The 15753-nt window shown below is 70.7% G+C and carries 15 protein-coding genes; 11 read left to right on the top strand and 4 right to left on the bottom strand.

The window, feature by feature from the left end; translation table 11 throughout:
* Window positions 1–344: 344 nt before the first annotated feature.
* From purS to OG245_RS17650, 7 genes are all read left to right on the top strand, one after another.
* Window positions 345–596: a phosphoribosylformylglycinamidine synthase subunit PurS gene (purS, locus tag OG245_RS17680; protein ID WP_003968034.1), complete on the top strand. Its 252-nt coding sequence runs from the start codon at window positions 345–347 to the stop codon at window positions 594–596.
* Window positions 593–1273, top strand: coding sequence for a phosphoribosylformylglycinamidine synthase subunit PurQ (gene purQ, locus OG245_RS17675; RefSeq protein ID WP_371624474.1), 681 nt, complete (start codon window positions 593–595; stop codon window positions 1271–1273). Before purS ends, purQ begins: the two co-directional genes overlap by 4 nt.
* Window positions 1270–3519, top strand: coding sequence for a phosphoribosylformylglycinamidine synthase subunit PurL (purL, locus tag OG245_RS17670; protein WP_371624473.1), 2250 nt, complete (start codon window positions 1270–1272; stop codon window positions 3517–3519). The genes purQ and purL overlap by 4 nt, the downstream gene beginning before the upstream one ends.
* Window positions 3520–3632: 113 nt before the next feature.
* The gene (locus OG245_RS17665; protein WP_371624472.1) at window positions 3633–4139 is read left to right on the top strand and encodes an ArsR/SmtB family transcription factor; all 507 of its coding nucleotides are present in this window, start codon (window positions 3633–3635) and stop codon (window positions 4137–4139) included.
* 31 nt (window positions 4140–4170) lie between these two features.
* Window positions 4171–5046 (top strand): M23 family metallopeptidase, encoded by an 876-nt coding sequence (locus OG245_RS17660; RefSeq protein ID WP_371624471.1) that lies wholly within the window; start codon window positions 4171–4173, stop codon window positions 5044–5046.
* A 42-nt stretch (window positions 5047–5088) separates the two neighbouring features.
* Window positions 5089–5895 (top strand): sterol carrier family protein, encoded by an 807-nt coding sequence (locus OG245_RS17655; protein WP_371624470.1) that lies wholly within the window; start codon window positions 5089–5091, stop codon window positions 5893–5895.
* A 61-nt stretch (window positions 5896–5956) separates the two neighbouring features.
* Window positions 5957–6805 carry an META domain-containing protein gene (locus tag OG245_RS17650; protein ID WP_371624469.1) on the top strand — a complete coding sequence of 283 codons (849 nt, stop codon included), beginning with the start codon at window positions 5957–5959 and terminating at the stop codon, window positions 6803–6805.
* A gap of 130 nt (window positions 6806–6935) precedes the next feature.
* Here the strand turns inward: OG245_RS17650 and OG245_RS17645 are convergent, their stop codons facing one another.
* Together OG245_RS17645 and OG245_RS17640 are read right to left on the bottom strand one after the other, a co-directional pair.
* Window positions 6936–8399 (bottom strand): sulfatase-like hydrolase/transferase, encoded by a 1464-nt coding sequence (locus tag OG245_RS17645; RefSeq protein WP_371624468.1) that lies wholly within the window; start codon window positions 8397–8399, stop codon window positions 6936–6938.
* A 194-nt stretch (window positions 8400–8593) separates the two neighbouring features.
* Window positions 8594–8686, bottom strand: coding sequence for a putative leader peptide (locus OG245_RS17640; RefSeq protein ID WP_350827157.1), 93 nt, complete (start codon window positions 8684–8686; stop codon window positions 8594–8596).
* Window positions 8687–9102: 416 nt separating this feature from the next.
* Between OG245_RS17640 and purF the strand changes: the two genes are divergently transcribed.
* Together purF and purM are read left to right on the top strand one after the other, a co-directional pair.
* A complete protein-coding gene (gene purF / locus OG245_RS17635) occupies window positions 9103–10629 on the top strand; it encodes an amidophosphoribosyltransferase (RefSeq protein ID WP_015610115.1) in 1527 nt (508 codons plus the stop codon).
* A gap of 60 nt (window positions 10630–10689) precedes the next feature.
* Complete coding sequence (gene purM, locus OG245_RS17630) at window positions 10690–11763, top strand: phosphoribosylformylglycinamidine cyclo-ligase (RefSeq protein ID WP_073799725.1); 1074 nt, start codon at window positions 10690–10692, stop codon at window positions 11761–11763.
* 300 nt (window positions 11764–12063) lie between these two features.
* Here the strand turns inward: purM and OG245_RS17625 are convergent, their stop codons facing one another.
* A complete protein-coding gene (locus OG245_RS17625; RefSeq protein WP_371624467.1) occupies window positions 12064–12321 on the bottom strand; it encodes a DUF3073 domain-containing protein in 258 nt (85 codons plus the stop codon).
* Window positions 12322–12611: 290 nt separating this feature from the next.
* Entirely contained in the window at window positions 12612–13694 is a 1083-nt protein-coding gene (locus OG245_RS17620; RefSeq protein ID WP_371624466.1) for a Leu/Phe/Val dehydrogenase, read from the bottom strand.
* A 236-nt stretch (window positions 13695–13930) separates the two neighbouring features.
* Here OG245_RS17620 and OG245_RS17615 point away from each other — a divergent pair, with 236 nt between their 5' ends.
* Together OG245_RS17615 and bldC are read left to right on the top strand one after the other, a co-directional pair.
* Window positions 13931–14776 carry a hypothetical protein gene (locus OG245_RS17615; RefSeq protein WP_371624465.1) on the top strand — a complete coding sequence of 282 codons (846 nt, stop codon included), beginning with the start codon at window positions 13931–13933 and terminating at the stop codon, window positions 14774–14776.
* A 686-nt stretch (window positions 14777–15462) separates the two neighbouring features.
* Window positions 15463–15669, top strand: coding sequence for a developmental transcriptional regulator BldC (gene bldC, locus OG245_RS17610; protein ID WP_003949541.1), 207 nt, complete (start codon window positions 15463–15465; stop codon window positions 15667–15669).
* Window positions 15670–15753 lie beyond the last annotated feature (84 nt).

The raw sequence follows: 15753 nt of genomic DNA, 5'->3' as shown, positions 1-15753 counted from the left end.
TGTGGATCGACGAGATGTCGACTGTTCCGTTGTCCCCGGGGCAATGTTGCTTTCCCCGGTAATCATTTGTACAGCGGTGGGTGCCGCATTGTGAAGCCCAGCCAATTACATCCGCGTGTCCGTGTGCAATCCGTGTGCAATCCGGGCGCGATTTTTCCAGACCTTTTCCCGCACGGTGTCGCGGCCGATATCTCGGCGTGATCCGCGCAGGGTGCCCGCCGTGTCCGTCCCGCCCGATATCTACCCGCGTAGAAATTTTGGCCAGGTACGCTGAGTGGACCCGCGGGGGTCTGGGGAACCCCCCGGAGAGACAGCCGCACCACACCACCACACCGGGAGTGCCAGTGGCACGCGTCGTAGTCGACGTCATGCTCAAGCCCGAGATCCTCGACCCGCAGGGACAGGCGGTGCAGCGTGCACTGCCCCGTCTCGGCTTCGAGGGAATCGCGGACGTTCGTCAGGGAAAGCGTTTCGAGCTGGAGGTCGAGGGGCCGGTCGACGACGCCGCCCTCGCCCGTATTAACGAGCTGGCCGAGACGTTCCTCGCCAACACCGTCATCGAGGACTTCGTCGTGAAGGTGGAGGAGGAGAAGTGACCACCCGTATCGGCGTCGTCACTTTTCCCGGCACCCTCGACGATCAGGACGCCCTGCGCGCCGTGCGGATCGCGGGCGCCGAGCCCGTATCCCTCTGGCACCGCGACAAGGACCTGCACCAGGTCGACGCGGTCGTGCTGGCGGGCGGTTTCTCCTACGGGGACTACCTCCGCGCCGGAGCGATTTCCCGCTTCTCGCCGGTCATGGAAACCCTCATCGAGCAGGCGAAGGCCGGTATGCCGGTCCTCGGCATCTGCAACGGTTTCCAGATCCTGACCGAGGCGCACCTGCTGCCCGGCGCGATGCTGCGCAACAACCACCTCCACTTCGTCTGCCGCGACCAGAGCCTGCGGGTGGAGAACGCGGAGACCGCCTGGACCTCGGACTACGCCGCCGGCCAGGAGATCAGGGTCCCGCTCAAGAACATGGACGGCCGGTACACCGCCGACGAGCACACGCTCGACGAGCTGGAGGCCGAGGGCCGCGTCGCCTTCCGCTACCTGGACGGCAACCCCAACGGCTCGCTCCGCGACATCGCGGGCATCACCAACGCCGCGGGCAACATCGTCGGCCTGATGCCGCACCCGGAGCACGCCGTGGAGCCGCTCATCGGCACCGGTCGCACCGACGGCCTCGGTTTCTTCACCTCGATCATCAAGAAGCTGGTCAACGCATGAGCCTGGATACGGTCAAGCACGCGGCCGAGACCCCGGACGCCGAGCAGCCCTGGAAGGAGCTCGGCCTCAAGGAGGACGAGTACGCCCGGATCCGCGAGATCCTGGGCCGCCGCCCCACCGGCGCCGAGCTCGCCATGTACTCCGTGATGTGGTCGGAGCACTGCTCGTACAAGAGCAGCAAGGTCCACCTCAAGCAGTTCGGCGAGAAGGTCCCCGCCAACGACGCCATGCTCGTCGGCATCGGCGAGAACGCCGGCGTCGTCGACGTCGGCCAGGGGTACGCGGTCACCTTCAAGGTCGAGTCGCACAACCACCCCTCGTACATCGAGCCCTACCAGGGCGCGGCCACCGGCATCGGCGGCATCGTCCGCGACATCCTCGCCATGGGCGCCCGCCCGATCGCGGTCGTCGACCCGCTGCGCTTCGGCGCGGCCGACCACCCCGACACCAAGCGCGTCCTGCCGGGCGTCGTCGCGGGCATCGGCGGCTACGGCAACTGCCTGGGCCTGCCCAACATCGGCGGCGAGGTCGTCTTCGACGCCTGCTACCAGGGCAACCCGCTCGTCAACGCCGGCTGCATCGGCGTGATGAAGCACGAGGACATCCACCTCGCGCAGGCGTCCGGCCCCGGCAACAAGGTCATCCTGTACGGCGCCCGCACCGGCGGCGACGGCATCGGCGGCGTCTCCGTGCTGGCGAGCGAGACCTTCGAGTCCACCGGGCCGGCCAAGCGCCCCGCCGTCCAGGTCGGCGACCCGTTCCAGGAGAAGCTCCTCATCGAGTGCACCCTGGAGATCTTCGGCGAGAAGCTCGTCGCGGGCATCCAGGACCTCGGCGGCGCCGGGCTCTCCTGCGCCACCAGCGAGCTGGCCTCCGCCGGTTCCGGCGGCATGCGCGTCGAGCTGGACACCGTGCCCCTGCGCGACTCCTCCCTCTCGCCCGAGGAAATCCTCATGAGCGAGTCGCAGGAGCGCATGTGCGCGATCGTCGAGCCGCAGCACGTGGACCGCTTCCTGGAGATCTGCGAGAAGTGGGACGTCATCGCCACCGTCATCGGTGAGGTGACCGAGGGCTCCCAGCTGGAGATCTTCTGGCACGGCGAGCAGATCGTGGACGTGCCGCCGCGCTCGGTCGCCCACGACGGCCCCGTCTACCACCGCCCGTTCGCCCGCCCGTCCTGGCAGGACGCGCTCCAGGCGGACGACGCCGGCAAGCTCGCCCGCCCGGCGGACGCGGCCGAGCTGCGCGAGCAGGTCCTGAAGCTGGTCGCCTCCCCGAACCAGGCCTCCAAGGCGTGGATCACCGACCAGTACGACCGCTTCGTGCAGGGCAACACCGTGCTGGCGATGCCGGAGGACGCGGGCATGGTCCGCATCGACGCCGAGTCGAACCTGGGCGTGGCCATGGCGACCGACGGCAACGGCCGGTACGCCAAGCTCGACCCGTACACCGGCGCGCAGCTCGCGCTGGCGGAGTCGTACCGCAACGTCGCCGCCTCCGGCGCGAAGCCGCTGGCCATCTCGGACTGCCTGAACTTCGGCTCCCCCGAGGACCCGGACGTCATGTGGCAGTTCGCCGAGGCCACCCGCGGTCTCGCGGACGGCTGCCTGGAGCTGGGCACCCCGGTCACCGGCGGCAACGTCTCGCTGTACAACCAGACCGGTGAGACGGCGATCCACCCGACACCGGTCGTGGCCGTGCTCGGCGTGATCGACGACGTCAACCGGCGTACGCCGGTCGCCTTCGCGCACGAGGGCCAGCTCCTCTACCTGCTGGGCGACACGGCCGAGGAGTTCGGCGGTTCGGCCTGGTCCGAGGTCGTCCACCAGCACCTGGGCGGCCTGCCGCCGAAGGTGGACCTCGGCCGCGAGAAGCTGCTCGCCGAGATCCTCATCTCGGCCTCCCGCGACGGCATGATCGACGCCGCCCACGACCTGAGCGACGGCGGCCTGATCCAGGCCGTCACCGAGTCCTGCCTGCGCGGCGGGAAGGGCGCCCGGCTGGTCGTGCCGGACGGTCTGGACGCGTTCACGTTCCTGTTCTCCGAGTCGGCGGGACGCGCGGTCGTCTCGATCCCGCGCAGCGAGGAGCTCCGCTTCAACGACATGTGCGGCGCGCGCGGTCTGCCCGTCACCCGCATCGGCGTCGTCGACGGCGAGGAGATCGAGATCCAGGGCGAGTTCAGCATCCCGCTGAGCGAGCTCCGTACGGCACACGAGGCGACGATCCCCGCGCTGCTCGCCTGAGCCGCGCGCCGACCGGCGTCGCCGAAGCCCCCGCCCGGGTCCTCCGGGCGGGGGCTTCGGCCGTTTCCCCCACACTCTTGTCAGAGATTACGTAATTACGTAAGGTTGGTGTCATGGAGCTGGAGCAGCGGGTCGCCGAGCTGGAGAGGCGGCTCACGGCACTGGAGCGGCGGGACTCCGAGTCCCCCCGCCTGGGCGACGGCGACTTCTGGGCGCTGGACGGGCTGAAACAGCAGCTCGCCGAGGTCGGGGAGGCCGCGGCCGACGGGGGAGTGCTCTACACGGGCTCGGTACGGCTGCCCACCGGCGAGAGCTACGAGTGGCAGTACGGCGCCCTCACCGAGGCCCTGTTCGACGGGGACTGGGCGGACGCCGCCGATTCGTTCGCCGCGCTGGGCCACCCGGTCCGGCTGCGGCTGCTCCGCGAGATCCTCGGCGGCCTGAGGACGACCGCCGAACTGGCCGCGCTCGACGAGCTGGGCACCACCGGCCAGATCTACCACCACCTGCGCCAGCTGACCGGCGCGGGCTGGCTGCACGCCGCGGGCCGCGGCCGCTACGAGGTCCCGGCGGTCCGCGTGGTGCCGCTGCTGGTGGTGCTGACGGCGGCGCGGCCCTGAAGCCAAGACCATGAAACCAGGGGGAAAGATCATGTCCGTCCGCAAAGCCATGATGCTGCTCTACCGAGTGAGCTGGCTCGTCTTTCTCGCGCTGGTGCTCACCGGAGTCCTCTCCGAACCGTTGTTGCCGGTCGGCCTCACCTTCGTGCCCATGGGCGTGGCTCTGGTCATCGGGCTCACCCTGAGCCGTAGCGGCCCGAAGGGGGAGGCGAAGCAACGCCCGGCCGTGGAGGTCGAACCGCCGGTGACCGGCCGCTGGACCGCCCTCAACAGCCCGGCGGACAAGGTGCCGAGCCACGGTACGCACGTCTACGGGCAGACGTACGCGATCGACATCGTGGCCGATCCGGAGACGGAGGAGGGCGGGGCCCCGGCCCGCCCGCCGTTCCGCCTCTTCTGGCCGGTCGTACGCCGCAACCGCGACTTCCCTGCCTTCGGCGCCCCGCTGCTCGCGGTGGCCGACGCCACGGTCGTGAAGGCGAGCGACGGCCAGCGCGACCACCTGAGCCGCAACTCGCTGCCGGCCCTCGCCTACCTGATGCTGATCGAGGGAGCTGCACGAGACCTTCTCGGCGCACGTCGGATCATCGGCAACCACGTGATCCTCGACCTCGGCGGTGGCACGTACGCCGTGTACGCCCACGTCCAGCGCGGCTCGCTCCGGGTGAAGGCCGGGGAGACCGTGCGCGCCGGCCAGTTGCTCGGGCGGGTGGGAAACTCCGGCAACACCACCGAACCGCACCTCCACTTCCATCTGATGGATAGCCCGGACCTCGACGACGCCCGGGGCGTCCCCTTCACCTGGCGGGGCGTCGGAGTGCCCGCGAACAAGGAGACGTTCACGGTCGGCGAGCAGGCCGAGGTGCGGGCCGGGACGCCGACCGGGGAGCAGGTCGCGGAGGCCTGACCCGGGCGGGCGATGTCAGTGGGGCCGGTTAGTCTCGGCCCCATGCCCCCGGCCAAGAAGCGCCGCCCGCGCGCCTACGACCACCTCAGGACCCGGACGGCGGTCCTCACCCAGTTCGCCCATGTCCGGGACGCCGTCGCCGTGTTGACGCCCGACCAGCTCGCCCGGCCGACCCGGCTCGGCGACTGGACGGTGCGCGAGCTCGTCGTGCACGTCGCGACCGGGCTGAGCAGCGTCACCCGGGCCCTGGCCCTGCCGGAGCCGCCCGGGCCGGGACCCCGGGTCGCCCTGCTGGAATGGCCGTCGACCACCGCCGCGCACGCCGCCCGGATCGCCGAGGACGTCGAGGAGGCGGCTGCCGGCCGCCCCGACCTCGGCACGTTGTTCGAAGAGGCGGAAGCGGGGTTCACCGGGGCCGTTCCGGCCACCGGCACGGGGGAGCGGCTGCTGTCCGTCCGGGTCGGCTCCATGCGGCTGACCGACTACCTGGTCACCCGGACCGTCGAGCTGGTCGTCCACACGGACGACCTGAACGAGGCGCTCGGGCTGGAGATCCCCTACGACCGCCAGGCCCTGGCCGCCTGCACCCGGCTGCTGGCCGACGCCCTCGCGGACCGGGCGCCCGGCGGTTCGGTGGAGGTGCGGGTCCCGCCGTTCGCGGTGGTCCAGTGCATCGGCGGGCCCAAGCACACCCGGGGCACCCCGCCGAATGTCATGGAGACCGGACCGCTGACCTGGATCCGGCTCGCCACCGGGCGTACGGAGTGGGCGCGGGCCCTGGAGGACGCCGAGGTCAGCGCCAGTGGGGAGCGCGCCGACCTGGCCGCGCTGCTGCCGCTGCTGGGCTGAGGCGGCCGCCGCGAAGCGGAGTGGGCGGAACCGGATCGGCCCCCCGTTCCGTCACATCGCCATGCGCACCCAACGGATGACCCTCAGCGTCAGTGTCCTGGCCCTCCTCACCCTCGCCGCCTGCGGTACGGAGTCGGGTTCCGGCTCCGGCTCCGGCGACGGCGGCGACACCGTGCGGAGCGACGTCCCCGTCACCGGGGTCGCCTGGAGCGTCGACTCGGTGACCGTCGGCGGCAAGAAGACCGAGGCCCCGGAGGGGGCCCGGATGGAGATCGACCCGAAGGGCCGGGCCACGGCCGACTTCGGCTGCAACCACATCGGCGTGGACGCCCGGGTGGAGGGTGACCGGATCACCCTGGGCAAGCCCGTCACCACGCAGATGGCGTGCGACGAGGACATCGAGAAGTTCGAGAAGGCCGCCATCGACGCGATGGGCGGCGAGCTCACCGCGAAGCTCTCCGGGGAGAAGCTGACCCTCACCAAGGAAGGCGGCCACACCATGGAGCTCAGCGAGGAGAAGCCCGCCGACCTGGTCGGCACCCGGTGGGCGGTGACCACACTCCTCAGCGGTGAGACCGCCACGACCGTACCGGCGGATCTGCCGAAGGAGCGGGCACCCCATCTGACCTTCGCCGACGACGGCACCGTACGGGGCAACTCCGGCTGCAACTCCTTCAGCGGCAAGGCCACGGTCAAGGGCTCCACGATCACGTTCGGACCGTTGGCAGGCACCCGGAAGATGTGCCCGGAGGCGGAGATGAAGACGGAGCGCGCGGTGCTCGCCGCCCTGGACGGCAAGGTCACGTACACGATCAAGGGCAAGGCCCTCACCCTCACCGCCGACGACGGCAAGGGCCTCGGCGCCACCGCCGCACGCCCGGGGGCCGAAAGCGCCTCCCAGCACGGCTGAACCCGGAAGGCGGACGTGCCCGGAGCCCGCGGCGCGCGCCGAGCGGGCGGAGGCCCGCCCCGCCCGCCCCGGCCGGGGGCCGAGCGGCCCGCCGGGGCGGGGCCGCCGGGCGCCACGGCGGCGGGGCGGGTCAGGAACGCGTCGGATAGGGGAGCAGGCCGGAGTCCGTCCTCTCCCACGACGCCCGCAGCTCGGCCAGCCGCTCCGGGGCGGCCTTCGCGCGGTCGGCCTGCTCGCGCCGGTCGTCGGCCAGGTTGAACAGCTGGTCGGTCCCGCTCCTCCCCCGGTAGTACTTCCAGTCGCCGCGCCGCAGCGCCCGCTCGCCGCGCACCCGCCAGAACAGGTCGCGTTCCTTCGGCGTCTCGCCCCGCAGCAGATATCCCGCGAGGCTGATGCCGTCCAGCGGGTGGGCGGGGTCCGGTCGTGCTCCGCCCAGCTCCAGCAGGGTGGCCGTCCAGTCGGGGGAGAACACCGGGAGGTCGCTGACCTGGCCGCCCTCGATGCGCGCGGGCCAGCGCAGCACCGAGGGGACGCGGATGCCGCCCTCCTGGAGCGAGCCCTTGCTGCCGGCGAGCGGCCAGTTGTAGGAGAACCGCTCGCCGCCGTTGTCGCTGGCGAAGAAGACCAGGGTGTCCTTCTCCTGCCCCGACCGCTTCAGCGCCTTCAGCACCTCGCCGACCGAGCGGTCCAGGTCCTCGACCATCTCCGTGTACTTCTCGATCGAGCCGCCGTCGGCGTGCCAGAGGGCGGAGCGGTCACCGGCCTTGATCCGGCGGACGATCTCGGCGCTCGCCTCCGTGTCGCCGTCGGCGATCCAGGGCCAGTGCGGAGTGGTGAAGTTCAGGTTGAGCAGCCACGGCCGGTCGTCGTGGTCACGCTGTACGTACTCGCTCGCGCGCTCCGTGAGGATCCGGGTGTAGTACCGCAGGTCCTTGTACTCGGCGTCACCCTCGTACAGGTCGTACTCGCCCCCCAGGCCGAGCTTGGAGTAGTACTCCAGGGCTCCGCCGAAGTTGCCGAAGAACTCGTCGTAGCCCGACCTGGTCGGGCTGTAGTCCGGCAGGTAGCCGCAGTGCCACTTGCCGATCAGCGCGGTCGCGTAGCCGACGCCGCGCAGCAGGGAGGCCAGTGTCGGGTGGGTGGGCTCCAGTCCCACCGACCGGTCGGCGATGGGCTCGGCGAGCCCGCCCTTCGTCCGTCCCGGATAGCGCCCCGTGTAGAGGCTGAACCGGGTGGGCGAGCAGGTCGCCGACCCCGCGTACGCGTCGGTGAAGCGCACGCCCTGCCGCGCCAGCCGGTCCAGGTGGGGTGTGCGGATGTGCGGAGACCCGTACGAGGAGAGATCCGCCCAGCCGAGGTCGTCGCCGAGGATGAAGAGGATGTTGGGACGGCGCGCGTGCCTGCCGCGGGCGGCACGGAACGGACGTTCCCGTGTCGCGTCGTCGGCGGCCGGTCCGGCGGCGGCCGCGGGAACGGCCGCCTGTATTCCGGCCGCGGTGACGGCGGTGGCGCCGACCGCGGTCGTGAAGGCGCGGCGGCTCAGCGGCGTACCGGATCGTCCGTCGGCACGTGCGTGGGCATCGCGAGAGGTCATGAGGGCTCCTGGGAGGGCCTCGGGCACCGGTCGCAGGACGCGGAGCGAGGCAGTGGGCGCGACGTCCCGGCGGGCGGGGGCCCGTGGACGGGCTCACCCGGCCGCGGGGGCGGAGGAGGGAGGAAGATGAACGCGTGCACGCATGCCGGAGCCCGGGGCGGAGGCCCTGCGGGGGTTCGGGAGGTGCGGCAGTCTCAGGCGCGGCGACAGATGGCGCTCGCTACACGTCCCAGATCGACGTGCCGGCGCTCCACGAGCGTGATCGAAAGATCACCGAGGGGCTGCATGGGGCAGGAGCCTGCCAACGAGGCATGGGCCTGTCAACGGTGGTCTCGAACTGCGGACGGCTGCCTTCACCCGCCGACGCGCCCCCACCGCGCCCCGGGGTGTGAGGCTCACCACGAAACGGGCGTTCGGCCGGCGGCCGGGACGATGATCGGGCAGGTTCACCGAGCGCCACGGCCGCCCGTACGCCCACACCGGCCCTACTCGTCGGTAACCAGCCTCCTGGCCCGGAAGTGAGCGTCGCGTCCGCCCGACAGGGTCTGCCCCGCCCACCCGGCGGTGACGCAGCGTCACCGGCCGAAGTCCCGCGAATCGCCCGCCCCGGTCGGCGGGCGGGCCCGCTCCCCATGGACCGCCGTGGGTTTGCCCACCGGTCCCCAATTCGGACCAGTGGTCGATCTCGCCTACACTCGGTGCCGTGCCCCGTGGTGATGGACGACTCAACCACGACCTGCTCCCCGGAGAGAAAGGCCCCCAGGACGCTTGTGGCGTCTTCGGTGTCTGGGCTCCGGGTGAAGAGGTCGCCAAGCTCACCTATTTCGGACTGTATGCCCTGCAGCACCGCGGACAGGAATCCGCGGGCATCGCAGTGAGCAACGGGTCCCAGATCCTGGTCTTCAAGGACATGGGACTGGTCTCGCAGGTCTTCGACGAAACGTCTCTGGGTTCCCTCCAGGGCCATATCGCGGTCGGTCATGCCCGCTACTCCACCACCGGCGCCTCGGTGTGGGAGAACGCGCAGCCGACGTTCCGTGCCACCGCGCACGGCTCGATCGCCCTCGGCCACAACGGGAACCTGGTCAACACCGCCCAGCTCGCGGAGATGGTCGCCGACCTCCCGCGCAAGGACGGCCGCGCCACCCAGGTCGCCGCGACCAACGACACCGACCTGGTGACCGCGCTGCTCGCCGGGCAGCGCGACGAGAACGACAAGCCGCTCACCATCGAGGAAGCCGCCGCCAAGGTGCTCCCCGACGTCAAGGGCGCGTTCTCCCTCGTCTTCATGGACGAGCACACGCTGTACGCCGCCCGCGACCCGCAGGGCATCCGCCCGCTGGTGCTCGGCCGGCTGGAGCGCGGCTGGGTGGTCGCCTCCGAGTCCGCCGCGCTCGACATCTGCGGCGCCAGCTACGTACGCGAGATCGAGCCGGGCGAGCTCGTCGCCATCGACGAGAACGGCCTGCGCACCTCCCGATTCGCGGAAGCGAAGCCCAAGGGCTGTGTCTTCGAGTACGTCTACCTGGCCCGTCCCGACACCGACATCGCCGGGCGCAACGTCTACCTCTCCCGGGTGGAGATGGGCCGCCGGCTGGCCGCCGAGGCCCCCGCCGAGGCGGATCTCGTCATAGCGACCCCGGAATCCGGCACCCCCGCCGCGATCGGGTACGCGGAGGCCAGCGGCATCCCGTTCGGCGCCGGACTGGTCAAGAACGCCTACGTCGGCCGGACCTTCATCCAGCCCTCGCAGACCATCCGCCAGCTCGGCATCCGGCTCAAGCTGAATCCGCTGAAGGAAGTCATCAAGGGCAAGCGCCTGGTGGTCGTCGACGACTCGATCGTCCGCGGCAACACCCAGCGGGCCCTGGTCCGGATGCTCCGCGAGGCGGGCGCCGCCGAGATCCACATCCGGATCTCCTCGCCGCCGGTGAAGTGGCCCTGCTTCTTCGGGATCGACTTCGCGACCCGCGCCGAACTGATCGCCAACGGCATGACCGTCGACGAGATCTGCACCTCCATGGGAGCCGACTCCCTCTCGTACATCTCGATCGACGCGATGATCGAGGCGACGACGATCGACAAGCCGAACCTCTGCCGCGCCTGCTTCGACGGTGAGTACCCGATGGAGCTCCCGGACCCGGAGCTGCTCGGCAAGCAGCTGCTGGAGACCGAGCTGGCGGCAGGCCCGGCGGCGACCGCCGCGGCCGACGCGCTGCGCCGTCCGTGACCCGGACGCGCCGCCGCATCCCCCACCAGCCCCGTATCTCCACACGAAAGATCCCAGGCCATGTCTGAGACAACAGGTGCTTCCTACGCGGCGGCCGGCGTCGACATCGAAGCCGGTGACCGTGCCGTCGAGCTGATGAAGGAGTGGGTGAAGAAGACCCAGCGCCCCGAGGTCGCCGGACTCGGCGGGCTCGGCGGCTTCGCCGGCCTCTTCGACGCCTCGGCGCTGAAGCGCTACGAGCGCCCGCTGCTCGCCTCCGCCACCGACGGCGTCGGCACCAAGGTGGACCTGGCGCGGCAGATGGGCGTGTACGACACCATCGGCCACGACCTCGTCGGCATGGTCGTGGACGACCTCGTCGTCTGCGGTGCCGAGCCGCTGTTCATGACCGACTACATCTGCGTCGGCAAGGTGCACCCCGAGCGTGTCGCGGCCATCGTGAAGGGCATCGCCGAAGGCTGCGTCCTGGCGGGCTGCTCCCTGGTCGGCGGCGAGACGGCCGAGCACCCGGGTCTCCTCGGCCCGGACGACTTCGACGTCGCCGGCGCCGGTACGGGCGTGGTCGAGGCCGACCGCCTGCTCGGCCCGGACCGTATCCGCAAGGGTGACGCGGTGATCGCCATGGCGTCCTCCGGTCTTCACTCCAACGGGTACTCGCTCGTCCGCCACGTGGTCTTCGACCGGGCCGGCTGGTCCCTGGACCGCGAGGTCGAGGAGTTCGGCCGCACGCTCGGCGAGGAGCTCCTGGAGCCCACCCGGATCTACTCCCTGGACTGCCTGGCCCTCACCCGGACGACCGAGGTGCACGGCTTCAGCCACGTCACCGGCGGCGGCCTGGCGAACAACCTGGCCCGGGTGATCCCGGACGGCCTGCACGCCACCGTGGACCGCTCCACGTGGACGCCCGGCGCCGTCTTCGACCTGGTCGGCAAGGCCGGTCAGGTCGAGCGGCTGGAGCTGGAGAAGACGCTCAACATGGGCGTCGGCATGATCGCGATCGTCCCGGCCGACTCGGTGGACGCCGCGCTGACGACCCTGGCCGACCGCGGGGTCGACTCCTGGGTCGCCGGCGAGATCACCGACCGCGGTGAGCACACCACGGGCGCCGAGCTGACCGGCGACTACGCCCGCTAAGGGCTGTCCCGTCATCCCTGGTGGATCAGCGTGCGGCGTCGGATGCGGTGCATCGCAAGGCGGAGGGACGTCCGCATACTGGATGTATGGGGATGTTCCGACAACGCGGCGAGGTGCCGCAGCTGTCGTCGCACGCCCGCCAGGGATCACGGGACAGCCCTTAGGCACCGTCACGCCGTGGTGCGCGGGGCGGCAGCCCGCCCGGCGCACCACGGCAGCACGACACGGGAGAAGCCGGACCGGGACACACAGAACCCGGCCCGGGGCAGGCCCGGACCGGGTTGATGTGTCAGCGCGAGGTCAAGCGCCGCGGCGCTGTGACGACGGACCGGACTGATCGTCCGGATCCTCGTCATCGTCCTGGTTGTAGCGATCCGCGTACTGTGCGTACGGGTCATCTTCCTCGTCGTCGTCCTCGAACGGCTCTGCGTTCGGTGGCTGACTCGAAGGCGATGCGCCCAGCTCATTGGCCAGACGCGACAGGTCAGTCCCGCCGCTGCTGTACTTCAGCTGGCGGGCGACCTTGGTCTGCTTGGCCTTTGCCCGGCCGCGCCCCATGGCTCGACCCCCTCGGTGACGGGGCTCGACGGCCCCAGAGTCTTGACACGCGTTCATGTTTCAGGACGGACTCTCGGCAGAGAGACCGTGCCCGTAGAGCTTTAACGGTACCTGCTTCCGTGGCCATACGGTACGCCGCCCGCATTCCGGTCCCGGCACAGGGCCAGCGAGGAGCTCCGTCCTCCCTGGTCAACTGCGATTTTAACCTCTTGTGGAGGTACGACCCGCCGACCGGCGTGAGTCTTGTCTCGCCGGTCGGCGGGCCGTAGCGGTGGCCGAGGGGCGCCCGGTCAGCGGGCGCGCGCCTCCGCCATCCGCTGTTCGGCGAGCCGGTCGGCAGCCGCGGCCGGCGGAATCCCATCCGCCTTCGCACGTGCGAATATTTCCAGCGTGGTGTCGAAGATCTTCGTCGCCTTCGCCTTGCACCGGTCGAAGTCGAACCCGTGCAGCTCGTCGGCCACCTGGATCACGCCACCGGCGTTGACCACGTAGTCGGGCGCGTAGAGAACCGACCGGTCGGCCAGGTCCTTCTCGACGCCCGGGTGCGCCAACTGGTTGTTGGCCGCGCCGCACACCACCTTCGCGGTGAGCACGGGGACGGTGTCGTCGTTCAGCGCGCCGCCGAGCGCGCATGGCGCGTAGACGTCCAGGCCCTCGGTGCGGATCAGCGCGTCGGTGTCCGCCGCCACGGTGACCTCGGGGTGCAGATCGGTGATCCGGCGCAGCGACTCCTCGCGGACGTCGGTGATCACGACCTCGGCCCCGTCGGAGAGCAGGTGCTCGACGAGGTGGTGGCCCACCTTGCCGACCCCGGCGACGCCGACCTTGCGGCCGCGCAGCGTCGGGTCGCCCCACAGGTGCTGGGCCGAGGCCCGCATGCCCTGGAAGACGCCGAACGAGGTGAGCACCGAGGAGTCGCCCGCGCCGCCGTTCTCGGGGGAGCGGCCGGTGGTCCAGCGGCACTCCCGGGCGACGACGTCCATGTCGGCGACATAGGTGCCGACGTCGCAGGCGGTCACGTACCGGCCGCCGAGCGAGGCGACGAACCGGCCGTAGGCGAGGAGGAGTTCCTCGCTCTTGATCTTCTCCGGGTCGCCGATGACGACGGCCTTGCCGCCACCGTGGTCGAGACCGGCCAGGGCGTTCTTGTACGACATGCCGCGCGACAGGTTCAGCGCGTCGGCGACGGCGTCCGCCTCGGAGGCGTACGGGTAGAAGCGGGTGCCGCCGAGGGCCGGGCCCAGGGCGGTGGAGTGGAGGGCGATGACGGCCTTGAGGCCGGTGGCACGGTCCTGGCAGAGCACGACTTGCTCGTGGCCTCCCTGATCCGAGTGGAACAGGGTGTGCAGGACGCCGTTAGTCACATCGGTCACTGTGGTGACTCCCAAGTACGAAGCGGCGGAGGCCCTCCTGGGGGTGGGGAGGACCCCGGACCGACCGGCACGGCCGGTCCGATGGGCAAGAGCGTAAGTCCTCCGGCGGCGCGGATCCGCCCCCGCGCGGGAGGATCACCCCCTGGGGCCTCCCGTTCGGATCAGGTCGGGCTCCCTGATCCGACCTGATCCGAACGAGAGGCCCGTGGGTGTACCGCCGTGACACGATGCGCTGCATGTCGGTGGTGTCTTCGGTGCTCGTCCCTTACACGTCCTACCTCCGGATCTACGAGCCGCTCGCCGCGTTCGCCGAGCCCGAGCGGAGCCACTGGGCGCGCTACGCGCGGCGCGAGGACCTGCCCACCGCCCAGGACGAACTGCGTCGCTCGCTGGCCGACCTGGCGTCGACGCCGCCGGTCGGGGTGCCCGTGCACGAGAGCGGCGACGCGTTCGTGGCGGAGCTGGACGGGGTGGTGTGCGTCTGCCCGTGGCGCACCAGGCTGCGGGGGTGGCTGGCCCTGGAGGAACTGGAGGGCATGTTTCCGGCCAACGTGCTCGACGCCGTGCTGCCCGCCGTGGTGCGCGGCCAGGCCGCGGCGGATCACGAGCGCTGGCGGCGGCTCCACCCGGACGCGAGGCCCTGGATCCGCACCACGGTGTGGCAGGTCCCGGTGCGCTGGTTCGTCCTGTTCCGCGACGAGGAGCGGGAGTACGCGGCGGCGGACGGCGAGCGGGCGGCACCCGTGCTGCGCTACCGCACCCCGATGGTCGAGGCCCGCCGCCGGCTGGCCCGGGCGCTGCGGACGCTGCGCGAGAACGTGCCCGAAGGGCCGCTGACCGAGGGCCTGGTGGACGTGGGGCGCTGGCTGGAGGAGTTCCATCCGCGCTCCCTGGTCGAGCTGGACTACGGGGGCCTCGTGCACGCGCTGCCGGCGGAGCGGCTCGCCGGGGACCGGTCCGCGGCGGATGTGGCGGAGGGGCTCGACGCGCTGCGGGACGGCGACGGCGACGGCGCGGGGGAGGCGTACGCGCGTCTCGCGGAGCGCTGGCGGGCGGTCCGGGATCTCCAGTTCACCAATTGACGTGAAAAGGCCCACAGCGGCATCAAGGTGACGGAACCGGGGCATCCTTCATCCAGGACGGCCGGGAGGCCGGCGGGCCGGCCGCGGGGCCGGGGCGTACGGAGGGAGGGGAAGCCGGGTCGCCTCGACGGAGGGCGACGGTGGGCGACGAAGACGTGCTCGACGGACAGTTGACGGGCCGTGAACCTGCGTCCTGTGTGGCGCGTGTGATGTGTGGGGCGGAAGCGTACTTCGCCGGGCCTAGGACCTACGTCCTGAACCGGGCCTTTGCCTCAAGCGTGATGGACAGCACTAACGGGGCCCTTGCGTCTATCCCTACTCCTCATGCCAAAATAGGACAAGGAGTCCGGGGAGGGCTCCTTCTGTCCAAGTAAGGGCAGGATGCTCGACATTGCACCCTATGGGGGGTCTGACGACTCCTGATCGCTCTGTGACTGATCGTTACTGGGGCGTGACTGTCCGCTATGGCATGGTCCATCGGCTTCCGTCGCTGATGAACACCTGGGAGGGCAATTCCATCGGTTTGGCCGACGTGGCTGGACGGATGGTGTAGTTGTAGTGCCGAGGACAAGCCGTTCGTCCTATAACCGACTCGGCCCGCGTCCGCCATTTCGGGCAACGCGGGTCAAGGTGCAGAATTTAGAGGAAAGAACCGAGAAGGTTCGGTTCTCCCGAGGAGGCCGCTCATGACCGCTCGCACCCCTGATGCCGAGCCGCTGCTGACCCCGGCTGAGGTTGCCACGATGTTCCGCGTGGACCCGAAGACGGTCACCCGTTGGGCCAAGGCTGGCAAGCTCACGTCCATCCGCACGCTCGGTGGACATCGCCGGTACCGCGAGGCTGAGGTCCGCGCACTGCTTGCGGGTATTCCGCAGCAGCGCAGCGAGGCCTGACACACCCCGTCTCGCAGCAATACAGCAGCACGGCAATACAGCAGCACAGCATCACCATCCGGGCAGCTGAAAGGTCCCCCAACC

It is taken from the genome of Streptomyces sp. NBC_01116 (assembly GCF_041435495.1).
Classification (GTDB): Bacteria; Actinomycetota; Actinomycetes; order Streptomycetales; family Streptomycetaceae; genus Streptomyces.
This window is presented reverse-complemented; position numbering and strand designations above follow the sequence as displayed.

Coding starts and splice junctions, on each gene's coding strand:
- purL (WP_371624473.1), top strand. CDS start 1,270: ATGAGCCTGGATACGGTCAAGCACGCGGCCGAGACCCCGGACGCCGAG.
- OG245_RS17665 (WP_371624472.1), top strand. CDS start 3,633: ATGGAGCTGGAGCAGCGGGTCGCCGAGCTGGAGAGGCGGCTCACGGCA.
- OG245_RS17660 (WP_371624471.1), top strand. CDS start 4,171: ATGTCCGTCCGCAAAGCCATGATGCTGCTCTACCGAGTGAGCTGGCTC.
- OG245_RS17655 (WP_371624470.1), top strand. CDS start 5,089: ATGCCCCCGGCCAAGAAGCGCCGCCCGCGCGCCTACGACCACCTCAGG.
- OG245_RS17650 (WP_371624469.1), top strand. CDS start 5,957: ATGCGCACCCAACGGATGACCCTCAGCGTCAGTGTCCTGGCCCTCCTC.
- OG245_RS17645 (WP_371624468.1), bottom strand. CDS start 8,399: ATGACCTCTCGCGATGCCCACGCACGTGCCGACGGACGATCCGGTACG.
- OG245_RS17640 (WP_350827157.1), bottom strand. CDS start 8,686: ATGCAGCCCCTCGGTGATCTTTCGATCACGCTCGTGGAGCGCCGGCAC.
- purM (WP_073799725.1), top strand. CDS start 10,690: ATGTCTGAGACAACAGGTGCTTCCTACGCGGCGGCCGGCGTCGACATC.
- OG245_RS17625 (WP_371624467.1), bottom strand. CDS start 12,321: ATGGGGCGCGGCCGGGCAAAGGCCAAGCAGACCAAGGTCGCCCGCCAG.
- OG245_RS17615 (WP_371624465.1), top strand. CDS start 13,931: ATGTCGGTGGTGTCTTCGGTGCTCGTCCCTTACACGTCCTACCTCCGG.
- bldC (WP_003949541.1), top strand. CDS start 15,463: ATGACCGCTCGCACCCCTGATGCCGAGCCGCTGCTGACCCCGGCTGAG.